Source organism: Paenibacillus catalpae, assembly GCF_900112695.1.
Lineage (GTDB): Bacteria > Bacillota > Bacilli > Paenibacillales > Paenibacillaceae > Pristimantibacillus > Pristimantibacillus catalpae.
Window position 1 is genome coordinate 386,473 of record NZ_FOMT01000004.1, and the last position, 14,469, is coordinate 400,941.

Consider the following 14,469-nt stretch of genomic DNA (forward strand, 5'->3'; position numbering starts at 1 on the left):
TCACTTCCTTCTCAAAACCGTTCCGTTTTGTACCATTTGGCTTCACGTTTAAAAATAACGTCCTTGATATATTGATACAGCCCGTTAGCAGCGACGAGCATCCACAGCTGGCAGTAACTGACGTACATCAGCAGGATGATGCCGAGATTCGAAGGGCGCATTTCTCCTTTTTCCGTAATGAGAGTGACAAACGTCCCCACCACAAACAGCGTGACAGCAAGCATCCACAGATAGAGGCTTAGCCCGGAAATGGTCGTATGGACGTAGCCTAAAGCATGCAGAATGAGCAGCAAATCCGACGTTAAGAGCGAGGTAACAAGCAAGAAATAAATGGCCAGGAAATACAGAATGTCAAAGCGGATTCTGCGCGCCTCCGGCCTGAAGAGCAGCGGAATGTTCTTGACGATTACGTATATATTCCCCTTCGCCCAACGCGTACGCTGCTTGAACCATACCTTAATCGTCTGCGGCTCCTGCTCCCAGGTAACCGACTTGGGCTGGAACTTGATCCGGTACCCCATCATGTAAATGCGGAAGCTGATCTCGGTATCTTCGGCGATCGCCTTCGTATCCCAGCCGCCGATAGCCTCAACAATCGATCGGCGCATGATGAAGTTGGTGCCCGGTATCGTGCAGAGCTTGAACAGCTTCCACCTGCCGGCTTGAGCCATCCACTGAAACGATAAGGTCTCGATGTTAATAAACCGGGTGAGCAGATTCTGATCCCGGTTTCTTGTCCGGAATTTGCCTATGACCGCTCCAAGCTTGGGATCATTCACAATTTCGGCGACAAGATAGCGAAGCGCTGTCCGCTCCGGAGTATTGTCGGCATCGTAAATGGCGATCAACTCCCCTTTGCTGCGGGTGAAGCCGATATTCAGGGCGTTCGATTTCCCTTTGCCTCCGATTACGTTGTCGGTATTAATGATAATCAGATTGCGGCCCTTGTATTTCTCCTGCAATTGACCAAGCAGAACGCTGCTGTTATCTGAAGAATTATCATTAATGACGATAATTTCATACCGGTCATGCGGATAATCGAGCGCAAGCAGAGACTCTACGGTTTTGGTAATCACCATGCCTTCATTATGAGCCGGTACCATAATCGACACGAAAGGCTCTTCCCCCACCAGCTCAGGCGGCTTCTCATTTTCCAGCTTCATGTAATAGAAGTAGCCGGCGATGATCAGCACAATATTCACGAGCAGCAAGGACCAGATACATAACACGCATATGACCATTAATATATCCGGTATTGTCATAAGCTCCCCCCCGACTTGTAATATTTTCTCTTATAAAAACGGTATCCGACCGTGAGGAAAACGGCGAACAGCATTAAGGTTGTAACAATCAGTACAATCAAGACCCTGCTCTGTACCGAAAACAATAACTGAAAGCTCTCCTTTTGTGCGGGCGGCTGAAGTTGAAGAGCATCCTCTGCCGGATTCGACCGGTCCTGCAGGTCAGCCGACTTACCGTCGAGGAGCAGTGCCCCCTGCAAGGATTCGGCCTTGTGCAAGCTGCTGCTCAGGCTATGCTCACCGGACTTGAAATCGGCGAACGGCAGCCAGCTTCCTGCGACGGATGGAATAACCTCTTCCTGCCTGACGTCAATCTCAGACCAATCAAGCGTAACTGCCATATCGACAGGAAAGGCTGGCCAGATCTTGTCCTCACGGCTAATCTGGAGAAGCACATCTGCCGGCAGGCTGTATGGCGAAGAGGCAAAAGGCAGCACAGTCTCCGATTGGAAGGGGAATGCCGCTTCATTCGGGAACAAAACAGTCGTACCCGAGAACGCAAAGCCCGCTTCGCGCCCAGCCTTCTCCTGCGCTCTCTTCACCTCTCCCGTCATTCCGAGAGGGGCGATGCCCGCTTCGGCCAAATGATTCAGGAATCCGTCCATCTGCTCCTTCAACACCGTATGATCCTGCCCCGCGGATGTTGGCGGCGGAACGTTGACAAGCACGCTCCCGTTATAGGACTGCACGGTTTGCAGAGCGGCCATGTATCGCTTCATTGCCGGGTAATCCGTATTGTTGAACAGCGGGCTTACGCTGACCAGAAACGGAATTCCCGCGTCATACAGCTGCTCCGAGAGCGCCTCCAGTCTATCGAGGTCGATGAACGGCGTAACATCCCGAATAAGTAAATACGATTGTGCCGATGCCTCTATACCGAGCCATGACCGCAGAACATACGCGAGCGCCATTTCGCTCAAATTGCCCGGCTCAAAATAAGGGACATACGCGTAGCCGCCGGCCTTTATACCAAATGGAGCATCAAACGTGCCCTCGGAGGAAGTCATTTGGCCGAAAGTCTCTCCCTGTCCCTCCCTAATCAAGGCTAGATGGTCAACGAAGACATGGTCCTCTGAGAGTCCGCCAACCGACAGTTTGAGCGACTGCCTCGATGCGGTCTCTGTCTGCAAAGCAAGCTTCCCGCGAAGAGCATTGGGGGGATTTGGCCCGATATGCAGCCAGTCCCCTGTGTATCCATCCGCCTCATGCGCGATTGAGCTGCACAAATCCTCCGTGTTGCAAACCGTAATCAGCTTCCGGGATTCCCCTGCCATCCCGGGCTCGTAGGCGTCAGACGCAATCGTCCTTACCGTCATCCCAAGCGAGAGAAGCAGGCGCTGCAAGGTTTCTACGTTACCGGCTGCAGGAGTGTCAAGCGCGAGGCTGTCATAGATAAGCAGCACATTAGCGGAGGACTTGGCTTCCTCTTGTGCGGCCGCGGGGATCGGGATCAGCAAAGCCGCCGGCAAGCAGAGACACAGTGAAAATAACAACCAAAACTTTACTCCTGCCCGTCTGCTCATAGATGTCCCCCCTGCTGCTGCCCGAGCGATAGCTCGTCTTCTTCCTCACCCGCATTTTTCTGCGCATTTGGCCCCCATAACCGCCGGCATACGCAGTCGGCAATCGTCCAGAAGGTAACCAGATCAAACGCCGCCGCGAATAAAAACTCATGCTTTGCAATGTCCGCATCTCCGGCGCCAATGACGGCTACCCCCATTGCACATAACCCAGACGCCATCATCATCAGGATGATGGGGAGCCGAAGGGCTCTCCGAAGCGCACGCGCCTTAACCGCCTTATAGAACGAAGGCGCGTACAGCCCGGCGATCACAACCATCCATAACACGACAAAACCGGACGTCTTCGGGGCAGCCAGTTCTTTCAAATAACTGTATCCGGAAAAGGCCAGCGTACGCTTTCCAAATGGTTTGCCCGTCGTCTTCTCGTAGTTGCCGAGCTTCGTCCGGTTTGAAAAAGCATTACGCGCAGCGGTCTCAAAAATCTTGCTCGCCGCACCGGGATGGGTCAGATAATACCGTGCGATGGAAGGAAAGCCGTACTTGTCCAGGAACTGGACCTGCATCTCCTCCGATTCGACGGGAATTGGCGAGAACTGATCATAATAAATCGCGCCGGTAAGCACCGCAAACTGCTTGTCTATGCCGAAAAAATCCAGCGCCTCCTCCGGATTATCCGCCGTCATCAGGACGCCCCTCGTCATTGCGTGGTATTTGTTTATGTTTACGAATTGCTCCGGAATGAGGGCATATGTACCTACTGCCGTAAGCAGCAGGACAAGGGCCTGCACGCCGGCTAACGTGCGGAATACCCTCCCCCGCCGCAGGAAAACGAACAATACCGCGACGATAGCGACAATCAGGCCAATCGGTGCATTTTGCTGCTTACTCGTCGTGAGGATTAACGCACTGGCACCAAACAGGAAGAGCAGAAAATAATCGTTGTACTGCCGCTGGTACAGCAGCATACACGCGCTGAACAATAACAGCAGCATAATCAGCACAACGCTCTCACTGTAGAACGAGTTGAAATACGCCAAATATCCGATGTCTCCGAACACAAAAACCGCCGCAGCCGCCAGCCCGTACCCCGCACGGCGCGAAGCCTTCCAGGCTGCGGCCTTCACAAACAAATACACGGCACCGATGTACAGCACGCTGTAAAGCGCTGCCTGAATCCGGATATCGAACTGCTGATCATATCCAAGCCACTTACTGATCGCAAGCGACAGGCGGACAAACAAGGTCTGCGAAGACCATAACAGCGCACTATTCTCATTGTAGTATTGGAAAATTCCGAAAGTTTTGACAAAATATCCGAGCGTTTGGCTCGTGTAATCCGGTACGTTAAAGTACAAGCCATTGCTGTACAAAATCCGGTAATAGTCTCCGTTATCAGCCATGCCGATATAAGGCGGAATAAAAAGCTCGATCAGCAAAACAAGCGCTACACCAAACGCCGCCAGCGAGGCCGGAGATATGTACTTTTCCAATACCGTTATCGTTTGTTTAAGCAGCTTTATCATGCCATGCCCCTTTCCGCATACATTCCTATGAAGTCTTAATAGGCATAAGCCAATAAAGCCGTCAAATTATCGAACGAATAAACTTCTTCAGCAGCCGCATTCCCATAGCTCCCGTTAAGCGGGCTTGCCACATCATCGATGCGGAATTGCTCCATGCGGCGAACGCTGCTCTCATAGAGCTCCCGGTCGCCAATCACCGAACCAATCATCGCAGCAATGGCATAGGCAGCCGTAGACTGGATATCCGTAACGGGCTTGCCCTTCCGGTCGTAACGGCCGTAAAGCTTACCCGCATCCACTGCCTGCTTCAGGTATGTAATGCTTGCGCTACGCTCCTTGCCGATTTCAGCAAGTGACAACACCGTAAGCAGCGACTCGATTGTACTTATTTCACCCTCGTGGTCACCGTACTTGCCGGTCGTGTAATTATAGCGGGTCTCATAGAACGGGAACCCCTCGGACAAATACCCGCCAGAGACGATTTCAAACAGTCTCTCTTCCAAATTCCGCTTATCCTTTGACGGAACCTCCAACAAGCGAATCGATTGGAAATCGGTATAGCACAAAGTTAAGAAATCATTGGTCTTCCTGTATGTGCTATCATAGAAATCAAACAGTCTGTCCTTCCGGACATTATGCTTATACAACAAATCGCCGTAATGAGCGGCATCCCGGCCGTATTCTTCTCCAAAGGCCGTCTCTGCTTCATGTAACGCGCGGATAATCCGCAGATCGTCGACGACGGCATTAACCATATATTTCTTGCCCTGCAAAGGGCTGTATCTGTAACTAAAACCGAAGTTCGTTGCCAGCGTCTTTTTGGCCTGCGACCAAACGGCATCGAAAGCTTCCTTTTGCCCGGTTAGGGCGTAATAACGCATGAGCAAGCCGGCAGATTCGCTCAGCGTCTCATGGCCAGTAGCTGCTTCCGCGGCTTCATTGGTTTCCTTGTAATTGGTGTAAACGCCAGCCTCGCCCGTAAGCTTCTGCTCAATGAACCGTTGCAGCTCCAGACGATGCGGCTTAAAGCCAAGCGTATCACCATAGTTAGAAGGGACTGCCGTGCCGCCATCTTCCCCGCTGTCTCCATTGCCGTTAACAAACCAGAACAGCGCCAGCAGAACGGCTGTCAGGGCGGCCAGCAAACCTATTCGTTTTTTCACCGTAACCAACCTCATTTATAAGATCCGCCACTCTACCATTTGGGATAATCATACCTGTAAATTTACGGGTAAGACGAGTAGCAATTATAGGAAACAACAAGAGTCCTTCTCGTGCTTATTCAAGCATAACCGATAAATGTTGCTAAAATATGAGAAAAATTGACTAAATTTTGAGCTTTGACCGGGTTAAACGCTGTTATTTCATTCGGACTTGCGGTCTATTTCAAATCATAAAACAGAAGTGGAAAAAAGCGGAAATCAGTTCCCGGCAGGGAATTGATTTCCGCTTTTTTTCTGGTTTGTTTATCCGATCAGGAATTTAGTGTATCGATATAGCCGGCCAGCTGATCGAGCGATTGTTCCCATCGCTTCTTCATCTGTGCTCTTGTCTGCTGATTACCCAGATTTTCCTGATGGAAGGATACGGTCGTCCGCCCCTCTGTTGCGTCAATCAAACGAATCTGGATGGTCGACGGCTTATCCCAGCCCTCTGGCTGCCAAGTCAGACGAATCTGCTCATTCGGCTTTACAACCCGAACCTCGCCAACCGCTCCATCCTCGCTCCGATATTTCATCTTTGGTGCAAGGTCCAGCTCATTCATCTTGCCTAGCCAGATACCCAGCCCGGCGGGTGACATCAAATAAGACCATATTAGCCCCTTCTCCGCGGCTAACGTTTTCCTAACGCCTACCTGAAAACCTGCTGCTTGCGTTAGGCCAACCGGTTTTGCTTCCATGCCTTTGCACTTCCTTCCCCAATTGATAAGCTCAGCTCTTGAATATCCGATCCAAGTGACGGGAAACAACCATCTGCATCTCTCCCGCTTCAATCCGCTCCGGAACCATTACCCGATGCACAACCAAACCGTCGACAATGGCGTGCAAGGTTTTCGTCTCCTCTTCGGGGTCAATCTCATCCTTCGCTAGATTAAGCTTTATTAAGCTGTCGATCATGCTGCGGAAACCGGCATACAGCTCGTCATGCACTTCAAGGCTTAACTCGCGTATGGCAGGATCGGAAATCGCCTTCCCGGCAAACACGAGCCACAGCTCTGCTTCAGCCGTACGCTCCTCATCCAGCGGCAGCAGCTCTGCGATAACCAGCTCCATATTGCGCCGCATGTCTTCGGTAAAAGTTAATTGCTGAATGCGTTCATTCACCCGCTTCGACAGAAGGCGCATCGAGAAGGTCAAGAGCTCGGCCTGCGTCTCGAAATAATGCCTCAGCGATCCAAGGGATATACCCGCTTCATCCGCAACGCGGCGCACGGAGAGCTTATCCAGGCCTTCCCGGCGGATCACCTTCCAGGCTGCTTCCGCCAGCTGTTCCTTGCGTATTTGATGATCTACAATTTTAGGCATAGCTCTATTATAATCCTTCGGCATTTTTTAGCACAACTGTGTTATAATCTTATTAATACGATTGTACTAAAAAAGGAGTTGATTTGCACCTCTATGGTCATCTCAGTGATTATTGGCTGCGAAATCGCGTTCTGGGTGTTTGTGCTTGCGGGTTTGGCATGCCGATACCTGCTGCGGCGCAAGAGATTGGGAGCTGTCCTTCTGGCCTGCACGCCTGTTGTTGATCTGGTTCTGCTTGCGGCGACTGCGATTGACTTGCATCAGGGCGGGGAAGCCAGCTTCGTCCATGGCCTCGCGGCCATCTATATCGGCGTCTCGATTGCATTCGGAAGCCGGATGATCCGCTGGGCGGATGTACGCTTCGCTCACCGGTTTGCCGGAGGTCCTCCACCCGCGCCAAAGGTAAAGACCGGCAAGGAACATGCGCGTAACGAGAGGACGGGATGGCTCCTCCACTTGCTCGCCTGGTTTATCGGATGCGCTTTGCTGTATGGCATTATTTTATGGATTAACGACGAGAACCGAACGGCCAGTCTGCTGTCCGTTATTCAAAAGTGGTCCATCATTCTCGCCATCGATTTCCTGATCAGCTTCAGCTACACGATGTGGCCCCGCAAGCCAAAAAATGCAGACAAAAAAGAGCACAGCCATTAAGCCATGCTCCTTCCTTAATACCATTCGCATCATTAGTTAACGACGCTTTAAGTCGCACCTATGGCAGCACACCGGCTATTTGCAGAACCGTCAGAACGACCTCGATAATAATCAGAATAACGATAATCCATTCGACGAATAGACCCCGTATGGAATGACTGATCGTCGAGAAGCCCTCCATGATGTGGTGCAGAAACTCTGTTTTGCTTTTTAATATTTTATACCGGTCGTTAAGCTCGAAAAATTCCAGCATACTGTCGTAAAACTCTCCGGCATGGCTGCTGCTCCATGTAATATCGGGCTTATCCAAAATCATGATATAACCAAGGGTGTTATACTCGTAACGAAGGATAATGGCCGTTGTCCTGGCCAGCTCCTTGTTGCCGATTCTCAGCTTTCCTTTCTCCAGCCGTTCGATCATGTTCTCAAGCTTGTCATGAATTTTCCCGAGCTGCTCCTCTACCTTCTCAAGCGCCACCGATTTTGCAAGAACGGTAGATATGAGTTCCGGGTGGAACGCCTCAAATTCCGGCACTTCCACATATTCATCCGTCAGCTCCAGCGTATCTTTCTCTCCGTAACGAAGGCAGTAATCATCGGAGTACCGGTCTGCATTCCCGATGTCGATATCCGGCTCGAAAGTCTGTACGTATCTGAGAAAGGCTATGATGTCCTGCGGACGCGAGTTATTAACGAAGACAATGCTGCCAAAGGAAAACACAAGCACCTGCAGGGAATGATCTACCTGCTGCTGAAGAATAGACTCCAGAATGTCGCCTCTCAAGATGAGAGGCTGCTCCCAGGTATACTTCTTGGGAATGCCGCAATGGATGGCAATTTGGTTCAAATCAATTTCATTGGTAATGGCAAAAGCTTTAAAAGTAACTTCCTTCATCTCTATCACTCTTCTCAGTCATACTGAAATTTTAGGTGTATTACCACATTATTCCCTGTCCCCTTTTCTTATAACCAGAACGAACCGTTTCAGAAACGCAAATAGGGCTGTAACAGGTTACTTGCTCATAACCTGTTACAGCCCTCTCATCTGCGTCTTGCGCTGTATTATCTCTGGCTCTGCATGGCCCACGCTTCTACATCCCATGTTTTGGTTGCCCAATCTTCATAGAAGTCCGGCTCATGGGAGACAAGAACTATTGTACCCTTGTAGGCTTTCAGCGCACGCTTCAGTTCGGCCTTGGCGACAATGTCCAAATGGTTCGTCGGCTCATCGAACAGGATCCAGTTGCTCTCCCGCAGCATCAGCTTGCAAAGACGAACCTTCGCCTGCTCTCCACCGCTAAGCTGGTTAAGAGGGCGGGTAATATGCTCATTTTTCAACCCGCAGCGGGCAAGAGCAGCCCGAACCTCATGCTGGTTCATGAAAGAAAACTCATCCCACACGTCCTCCAGCGGAGTCATCGTTGGAGCCTTCGCTTCCTGCTCGAAGTAAGCAGGCGATAAATAATCGCCAAGGTAGGTCTTGCCATCGAGCGGCGGAATAACGCCAAGAATCGACTTCAGAAGGGTGGATTTACCCACGCCGTTGCAGCCTACAATCGCAATCTTGTCGCCGCGCTCAATGACCATATCCATCTTGGGCAGGAGGGGTTTGTTATAGCCGATGACCATTCCTTGTGCTTCAAATACAGTCTTGCCGCTTGTTCTCGACTCCTTGAAGGTAAAGGTTGGTTTGGCCGCTTCCTCCGGCTTATCGATACGATCGATGCGGTCGAGCTGCTTCTCGCGGCTCTTCGCACGCCCGGAGGTCGATGCGCGCGCCTTGTTTTTCTGAATAAACTCTTCTTGTTTCTTGATATAATCCTGCTGCTTCGCGTAAGCATCAATATGCTGCGCCTTGTTCAGCTCGGCCATCTCGAGGAACTTCTCATAATTGGCGGTATAACGCGTCAGTCTCGTGAATTCAAGATGATAAATCACGTTAACGACCTGATTCATAAAGGCGGTCTCATGGGAAATTAGAACAAAAGCATGCGGATAATTCTTCAAATAATTCGTCAGCCAGTTAATATGCTCTTCATCCAAATAGTTGGTAGGCTCATCAAGCAATAAGACGCCCGGCTTCTCAAGCAGCAGCTTGGCAAGCAGAACCTTCGTCCGTTGTCCGCCGCTAAGCGCCGTCACGTCACGGTCAAGTCCGATTGCGTTAAGACCCAAACCATTGGCCATTTCGTCGACCTTCACGTCGATCAGATAGAAATCGCCAATCTCAAGCTCCTCTTGAATTTCTCCCATCCGCACTAACAGCTGCTCCAGCGTATCCGGATCGGCATCGCCCATTTGCGCAGCAATATCGTTAAGCTCTTCTTCTAATACAAGCAAAGGCAGGAACGCATCCTTAAGCACGTCCCGGATCGTCTTCCCCGCTTCAAGCTTGGTGTGCTGGTCCAAATAACCGTAACGAACGCGGGGCGTCCATTCCACCTTGCCCTCGTCCTTCAGCAGCTTGCCCGTCAAAATATTCATAAGTGTCGATTTCCCTGTACCATTCGCACCAACCAGGCCGATATGCTCGCCTTCAAGCAAACGGAAGGACACATCCTTAAACAAGACCCGGTCGCCAAACGTATGCGATAACTGCTCAACTGTTAACAAACTCATTGTTCTTTATCTCCATTCATTTATATACCATAATTAGTACTTGCCCAAATCTCTCGAATTGATCGATTCATTGTACCACACATCCGTCAATCCAACTCCCGACATTAGCGGATAAAGCTAAGAATTCCCTAAGGGAATTGATGCCACTATGTTTTAACCATAAAAGAGCCGGAATCCTCAGCGGATTTCCGGCTCTATTTGTCTATTTAAGCATTTAGCGATATCTTTGTCTTCTCATCCATTGGGTAGCTACCCATTTCTCTCCGGCTGCTACGGGATGACCTGCATGCAGCGTTAATTCATTCAGGCGGGGATCGTTATAGAAATATTCAAAGTAAACCGCGCTGCCTTTCTTGGGCGTTACCGAAAAGCGAAGAGAAGGAAAATACGTCTCGCCGCCTTCTTCCACATCATTTAAATACATGACCAGCGTGCTTATCCGATTATTAACGTCATTGCCTTTTGTGAAATAGTCAAAATGAGGATGATATTGTTCTCCCGGTTGATACCGCAGAACCTGCAGCGGTTCTGCATGAGCGACAGGGATATTCATCAGTTCAGCAATTCGGGACTCCACTTGCACAATGCTTTCGTTTTCGCTTTCTTCAAAGAACATGCTGCTGCTTGTTCTAACGTCACTGACATCGTGAGAGTTCCCTATTTTGGCGCGTTGCATTCTAGCCGTAGCCAAGTCAATCAACAAGTCGCATTCTGCGTGACTTAATACATCTTCCAGGATCAAAATAAGCGGTTCATCCATTTTTCCAACGATACGAATCTCTTTATCCTTGGTTACGATTTTGTTTCCCGTAGACGTTACGATCGTCTGCTCTTTAATGGTCATCGGCTCGTTCCTCCAATATAGAATACTGAGGACGTATTCGATTAGGCATTATATCAGTCACTTAAGTAATTCCCCGTCTAATCGGGAATACCTTTAATAGCAACCATATTCAGGAGCAGTCGTGTTACAATTCACTGAGTTGATCATAAAGGAGAACGATAGGAATGAAAGAAACGGTGAAATGGAAAACTGGCGCTCACGGGCATAAATTCATAGCTTCTTTTAGCGGGGGCAAAGATAGCGTCCTCGCGCTGTATAAATCCATGAAGGTTGGAGAACCAATCGGACTTATCGTCATGATGGAGGAGGAAGGGAAACGTTCCAGATCCCACGGAATGCCCCCGGAGCTTATCAGCGCCCAAGCTGAATCTATCGGCTTGCCCGTTTTTACTGCGGCTGCAAGCTGGGACGATTATGAAGCCAAATTTATAACCCTTCTAGAACAAGCCAAACGTCAAGGAGCGGAAGTGTTAGTCACGGGAGACTTGGATATGCCTGTCCAGGATTGCTGGCATGACAAGGTTACCCAAATAGCCGGCCTAAAGCTTGGAATGCCGCTATGGGAAATGGATCATCATGAGGTTGTCAAAGAATTTATAGATCTCGGATTCATATCCGTTCTGGTCACAGTGAATGTAACGCTTGGGATGCGGGAAGAAGATTTGGGACGAACGTTAACTCACGACTACGTGAAGGAATTGCAAGCTCGTGGCATTGACCCGTGTGGAGAAGGCGGCGAGTTCCATACCACCGTAATCGATGGCCCGCTCTTCAAGCACCCTATTCCTGTTCGCAAAGGCAACATAGTCAAGAACGGGGATTACGCCTTTTTGCCGTTGGAGCTGCTAGAACAATAAGCGGCGGCATGACAAGCGCAAGCACCCTGCAAACCAGAGTCTGCAGGGTGCTTTTCTAGACGGATCGGAGATCATCCCGGGGACTCACACCGTTAAATACTTCTTAATCACTTCGTCACTTAAGTCCTCAAAGCCGCCTTCCCAAGCGATCGCGCCCTTTTCCAGCACATAGAAATAATCGCCGACGCTCTTCACGAAATCAAGGCTCTGCTCCACGAGCAGAATCGACGTCTTGCCGTCTGCCTTGATGGATCGAATCACGTCACGGATATCGTCGACGATCGAAGGCTGGATGCCTTCGCATGGCTCATCCAGCAGCAGCAGATCCGGCTTTGAAGCGAGTGCCCTTGCGAACGCGAGCTGCTGCTGCTGTCCGCCGCTCAGGTCACCGCCGCGCCGGCTGTACATCGCGGGAAGCACCGGGAATTTGGCGATGGCCTCCTCCGGAATCGACCGCACTGCCTTCTTCTCGCGTGAAGCTTCAAGTCCGACCAATATATTCTCATATACGGTTAACTGTCCGAATATTTCACGCCCTTGCGGCACATAACCAATCCCGCTCCTTGCACGGCGGCCCGGCGCAGCCTTCGTAAGCTCATGCCCATTGTAGGCGACAGCTCCTCTTCGTGCCTTGAGCAAGCCCATAATGCTCTTCATCAGCGTCGTCTTCCCTACGCCATTGCGCCCGAGCAGGCAGACGACCTGCCCCGGCTCCACCCGCAGCGTCACATTGCGCAGAATGACGCTTTCCCCGTAACCGGCTTCAAGCTGTTGAACGGCTAGCATCCGCATCCCGCCTTTTTCCCAAATAAACCTCAGCTACGCGGTCATCCCGCTGCACTTCTTCCATCGAGCCTTCCTTCAGCAGCCTTCCTTCATGCATAACCGTCACTTTGCTCGCAAAATTACGGACAAACTCCATATCATGCTCCACCACAACGATCGAACGATGCCGGGCAATCTCGATCAAGAGCTCGCCCGTTTTATCCGTTTCCTTATCGGTCATCCCCGCTACAGGCTCATCCAGCAGCAATACCTCCGGCTCTTGAAGCAGCATCATGCCAATCTCAAGCCATTGCTTCTCGCCATGCGACAAGCCGCCTGCCCGCCAATCGGCCTTATCCTGCAGCCCGATCATAACAAGCTGCTGCTCAATACGTTCCCGCTCCTCCGCCTTCATCCGGGCAAACATCACCGTAAACACGCTACGCCGTTGGCGCATGGCAATCTCCAGATTCTCGAACACCGTCATCGATGGAAAAATCGACGGCGCTTGGAACTTACGTCCGATGCCAAGCTCGGCAATCTGATGCTCTTTTTTCTTTGCAATATCAATGGATTGCTTGAAGGTAACTGAACCAGTTGTGGGCTTTACCTTGCCGCAGATAACGTCCAGCATCGTTGTTTTACCAGCACCGTTTGGTCCGATTAAAAAACGAAGCTCCTCTTTCTGCAAATGCAGGCTCATGCCCTGAATCGCTTTGAACCCATCAAACGCAACGGTCACCTCATCACACTGCAGGATGCTCGATTCCGTCATGCTCGGCCTCACTCCTAACCTCTCTTGTTTTGCTGAGCTTGAGCTTACTGGCCAGACCCGCCAGCCCGTTTGGCAGAAAGACAACTACAAGGATAAACACGCCACCGAGGAAATACGTCCACCCTTGCGGATATGTCGTGCTGAATTCGCTTTTCGCCCAGTTCATCAGCACAGCGCCAAGTGCCGCGCCTATCAACGTACCGCGGCCACCAATGGCAACCCACAGCACCATCTCAATCGAAGGCACGATCCCCATCATGGAAGGCGAAATAATGCCAACATGGAGCACGAACAACATCCCAGCAATCCCCGCAATAGCGGCCGACATTGTGAAAATAACCATCTGATAAACCGCCGGATTATAACCGATAAATCTCACGCGGTTCTCTCCGTCACGGATTGCGCGGAGCACTTTGCCAAACCTGCTCTTCACGACGTACCGGCAAACAATAAACACCGCCACCAGAACAGCTGCTGTTACCCAATACAGCATCCGCTTCGTATCGGGCGAAGCAATGGATTCACCTAGTATATCGTTGTAACCCGTAACGCCGTTTGTCCCGCCGGTATACGCCTGTTGACCAACAAGCAGCGTGGCTGTAATAATAACGAGCGCCTGCGTAAGAATCGTAAAATAAACGCCGCGAATCCGGTTGCGGAAGGTGAAAAAGCCTAGAAACAGCGCCAAAACCGCAGGTATGAGTATTCCCATCAGCACTGCAAAGCCAAAGCTCTCGAACGGCTTCCAGAAGAACGGCAGCTCGCTAAGCCCGCTCCACCCCATAAAATCCGGAAGCCTTCCGCCGCTTGCCTCAAGCTTCAAGTACATCGCCATCGCATAAGCGCCAAGGCCAAAGAAAATGCCATGCCCCAGGCTAAGAATGCCGGTGTAGCCCCAGATGAGATCGAGCCCTAACGCCACAATCGCAAACGCCAAAAACTTGGCCAACAAATTTAACCGGAAGTCGCTTAAAAATAGCGGAGCCGAGAATAGCGCTGCTGCCGCCGCTGCATATCCGGCGAGCAGCCATAACCGCTGGGGAGATAATTTTCGCACGGTCAACATTTGCTTCTCCACCTCTC

14 protein-coding genes are annotated in these 14,469 nt (G+C 50.8%); 2 read left to right on the forward strand and 12 right to left on the reverse strand.

All coding sequences use genetic code 11. The features are described 5' to 3' along the window. Positions 1-11: 11 nt before the first annotated feature. The 6 genes from BM200_RS19540 to BM200_RS19565 all read right to left on the reverse strand — a co-directional run bounded on the left by BM200_RS19540 (position 12) and on the right by BM200_RS19565 (position 6,872). Entirely contained in the window at positions 12-1,262 is a 1,251-nt protein-coding gene (locus BM200_RS19540; protein WP_091188326.1) for a glycosyltransferase family 2 protein, read from the reverse strand. Continuing rightward, complete coding sequence (locus BM200_RS19545) at positions 1,259-2,824, reverse strand: hypothetical protein (protein WP_091188327.1); 1,566 nt, start codon at positions 2,822-2,824, stop codon at positions 1,259-1,261. The genes BM200_RS19540 and BM200_RS19545 overlap by 4 nt, the downstream gene beginning before the upstream one ends. Further along, complete coding sequence (wsfD, locus tag BM200_RS19550; protein WP_091188328.1) at positions 2,821-4,347, reverse strand: glycan biosynthesis hexose transferase WsfD; 1,527 nt, start codon at positions 4,345-4,347, stop codon at positions 2,821-2,823. Before wsfD ends, BM200_RS19545 begins: the two co-directional genes overlap by 4 nt. A gap of 35 nt (positions 4,348-4,382) precedes the next feature. Then, positions 4,383-5,510, reverse strand: coding sequence for a hypothetical protein (locus BM200_RS19555; protein WP_139230812.1), 1,128 nt, complete (start codon positions 5,508-5,510; stop codon positions 4,383-4,385). A gap of 311 nt (positions 5,511-5,821) precedes the next feature. Further along, a complete protein-coding gene (locus BM200_RS19560) occupies positions 5,822-6,247 on the reverse strand; it encodes an SRPBCC family protein (protein WP_091188330.1) in 426 nt (141 codons plus the stop codon). Positions 6,248-6,278: 31 nt separating this feature from the next. Beyond that, positions 6,279-6,872, reverse strand: a complete 594-nt coding sequence (locus BM200_RS19565) for a TetR/AcrR family transcriptional regulator (protein ID WP_091188331.1) — start codon at positions 6,870-6,872, stop codon at positions 6,279-6,281. A gap of 93 nt (positions 6,873-6,965) precedes the next feature. Between BM200_RS19565 and BM200_RS19570 the strand changes: the two genes are divergently transcribed. Further along, the gene (locus BM200_RS19570) at positions 6,966-7,526 is read left to right on the forward strand and encodes a hypothetical protein (RefSeq protein WP_091188332.1); all 561 of its coding nucleotides are present in this window, start codon (positions 6,966-6,968) and stop codon (positions 7,524-7,526) included. A 58-nt stretch (positions 7,527-7,584) separates the two neighbouring features. Here the strand turns inward: BM200_RS19570 and BM200_RS19575 are convergent, their stop codons facing one another. The 3 genes from BM200_RS19575 to BM200_RS19585 all read right to left on the reverse strand — a co-directional run bounded on the left by BM200_RS19575 (position 7,585) and on the right by BM200_RS19585 (position 10,989). Continuing rightward, a complete protein-coding gene (locus BM200_RS19575; RefSeq protein ID WP_091188333.1) occupies positions 7,585-8,421 on the reverse strand; it encodes an RMD1 family protein in 837 nt (278 codons plus the stop codon). 167 nt (positions 8,422-8,588) lie between these two features. Further along, complete coding sequence (locus BM200_RS19580) at positions 8,589-10,145, reverse strand: ABC-F family ATP-binding cassette domain-containing protein (RefSeq protein ID WP_091188334.1); 1,557 nt, start codon at positions 10,143-10,145, stop codon at positions 8,589-8,591. 214 nt (positions 10,146-10,359) lie between these two features. Next, on the reverse strand, positions 10,360-10,989 hold the full coding sequence (locus tag BM200_RS19585) for a 2OG-Fe(II) oxygenase (RefSeq protein WP_091188335.1): 630 nt from the start codon (positions 10,987-10,989) through the stop codon (positions 10,360-10,362). A 164-nt stretch (positions 10,990-11,153) separates the two neighbouring features. Here BM200_RS19585 and BM200_RS19590 point away from each other — a divergent pair, with 164 nt between their 5' ends. Next, positions 11,154-11,846 (forward strand): Dph6-related ATP pyrophosphatase, encoded by a 693-nt coding sequence (locus BM200_RS19590; RefSeq protein WP_091188336.1) that lies wholly within the window; start codon positions 11,154-11,156, stop codon positions 11,844-11,846. A gap of 84 nt (positions 11,847-11,930) precedes the next feature. On the opposite strand, the gene urtE is transcribed toward BM200_RS19590, so the two are convergent. Genes urtE through urtC form a run of 3 tightly spaced genes read right to left on the reverse strand, consistent with a single transcriptional unit; the run spans position 11,931 to position 14,452 of the window. Further along, positions 11,931-12,632 (reverse strand): urea ABC transporter ATP-binding subunit UrtE, encoded by a 702-nt coding sequence (urtE, locus tag BM200_RS19595; protein ID WP_091188337.1) that lies wholly within the window; start codon positions 12,630-12,632, stop codon positions 11,931-11,933. Continuing rightward, a complete protein-coding gene (gene urtD / locus BM200_RS19600; protein WP_091188338.1) occupies positions 12,610-13,386 on the reverse strand; it encodes an urea ABC transporter ATP-binding protein UrtD in 777 nt (258 codons plus the stop codon). Before urtD ends, urtE begins: the two co-directional genes overlap by 23 nt. Next, entirely contained in the window at positions 13,358-14,452 is a 1,095-nt protein-coding gene (urtC, locus tag BM200_RS19605; RefSeq protein WP_091188339.1) for an urea ABC transporter permease subunit UrtC, read from the reverse strand. The genes urtD and urtC overlap by 29 nt, the downstream gene beginning before the upstream one ends. Positions 14,453-14,469: the final 17 nt, after the last annotated feature.

Coding starts and splice junctions, on each gene's coding strand:
- BM200_RS19540 (WP_091188326.1), bottom strand. CDS start 1,262: ATGACAATACCGGATATATTAATGGTCATATGCGTGTTATGTATCTGG.
- BM200_RS19545 (WP_091188327.1), bottom strand. CDS start 2,824: ATGAGCAGACGGGCAGGAGTAAAGTTTTGGTTGTTATTTTCACTGTGT.
- wsfD (WP_091188328.1), bottom strand. CDS start 4,347: ATGATAAAGCTGCTTAAACAAACGATAACGGTATTGGAAAAGTACATA.
- BM200_RS19560 (WP_091188330.1), bottom strand. CDS start 6,247: ATGGAAGCAAAACCGGTTGGCCTAACGCAAGCAGCAGGTTTTCAGGTA.
- BM200_RS19565 (WP_091188331.1), bottom strand. CDS start 6,872: ATGCCTAAAATTGTAGATCATCAAATACGCAAGGAACAGCTGGCGGAA.
- BM200_RS19570 (WP_091188332.1), top strand. CDS start 6,966: ATGGTCATCTCAGTGATTATTGGCTGCGAAATCGCGTTCTGGGTGTTT.
- BM200_RS19575 (WP_091188333.1), bottom strand. CDS start 8,421: ATGAAGGAAGTTACTTTTAAAGCTTTTGCCATTACCAATGAAATTGAT.
- BM200_RS19580 (WP_091188334.1), bottom strand. CDS start 10,145: ATGAGTTTGTTAACAGTTGAGCAGTTATCGCATACGTTTGGCGACCGG.
- BM200_RS19585 (WP_091188335.1), bottom strand. CDS start 10,989: ATGACCATTAAAGAGCAGACGATCGTAACGTCTACGGGAAACAAAATC.
- BM200_RS19590 (WP_091188336.1), top strand. CDS start 11,154: ATGAAAGAAACGGTGAAATGGAAAACTGGCGCTCACGGGCATAAATTC.
- urtE (WP_091188337.1), bottom strand. CDS start 12,632: ATGCTAGCCGTTCAACAGCTTGAAGCCGGTTACGGGGAAAGCGTCATT.
- urtD (WP_091188338.1), bottom strand. CDS start 13,386: ATGACGGAATCGAGCATCCTGCAGTGTGATGAGGTGACCGTTGCGTTT.
- urtC (WP_091188339.1), bottom strand. CDS start 14,452: ATGTTGACCGTGCGAAAATTATCTCCCCAGCGGTTATGGCTGCTCGCC.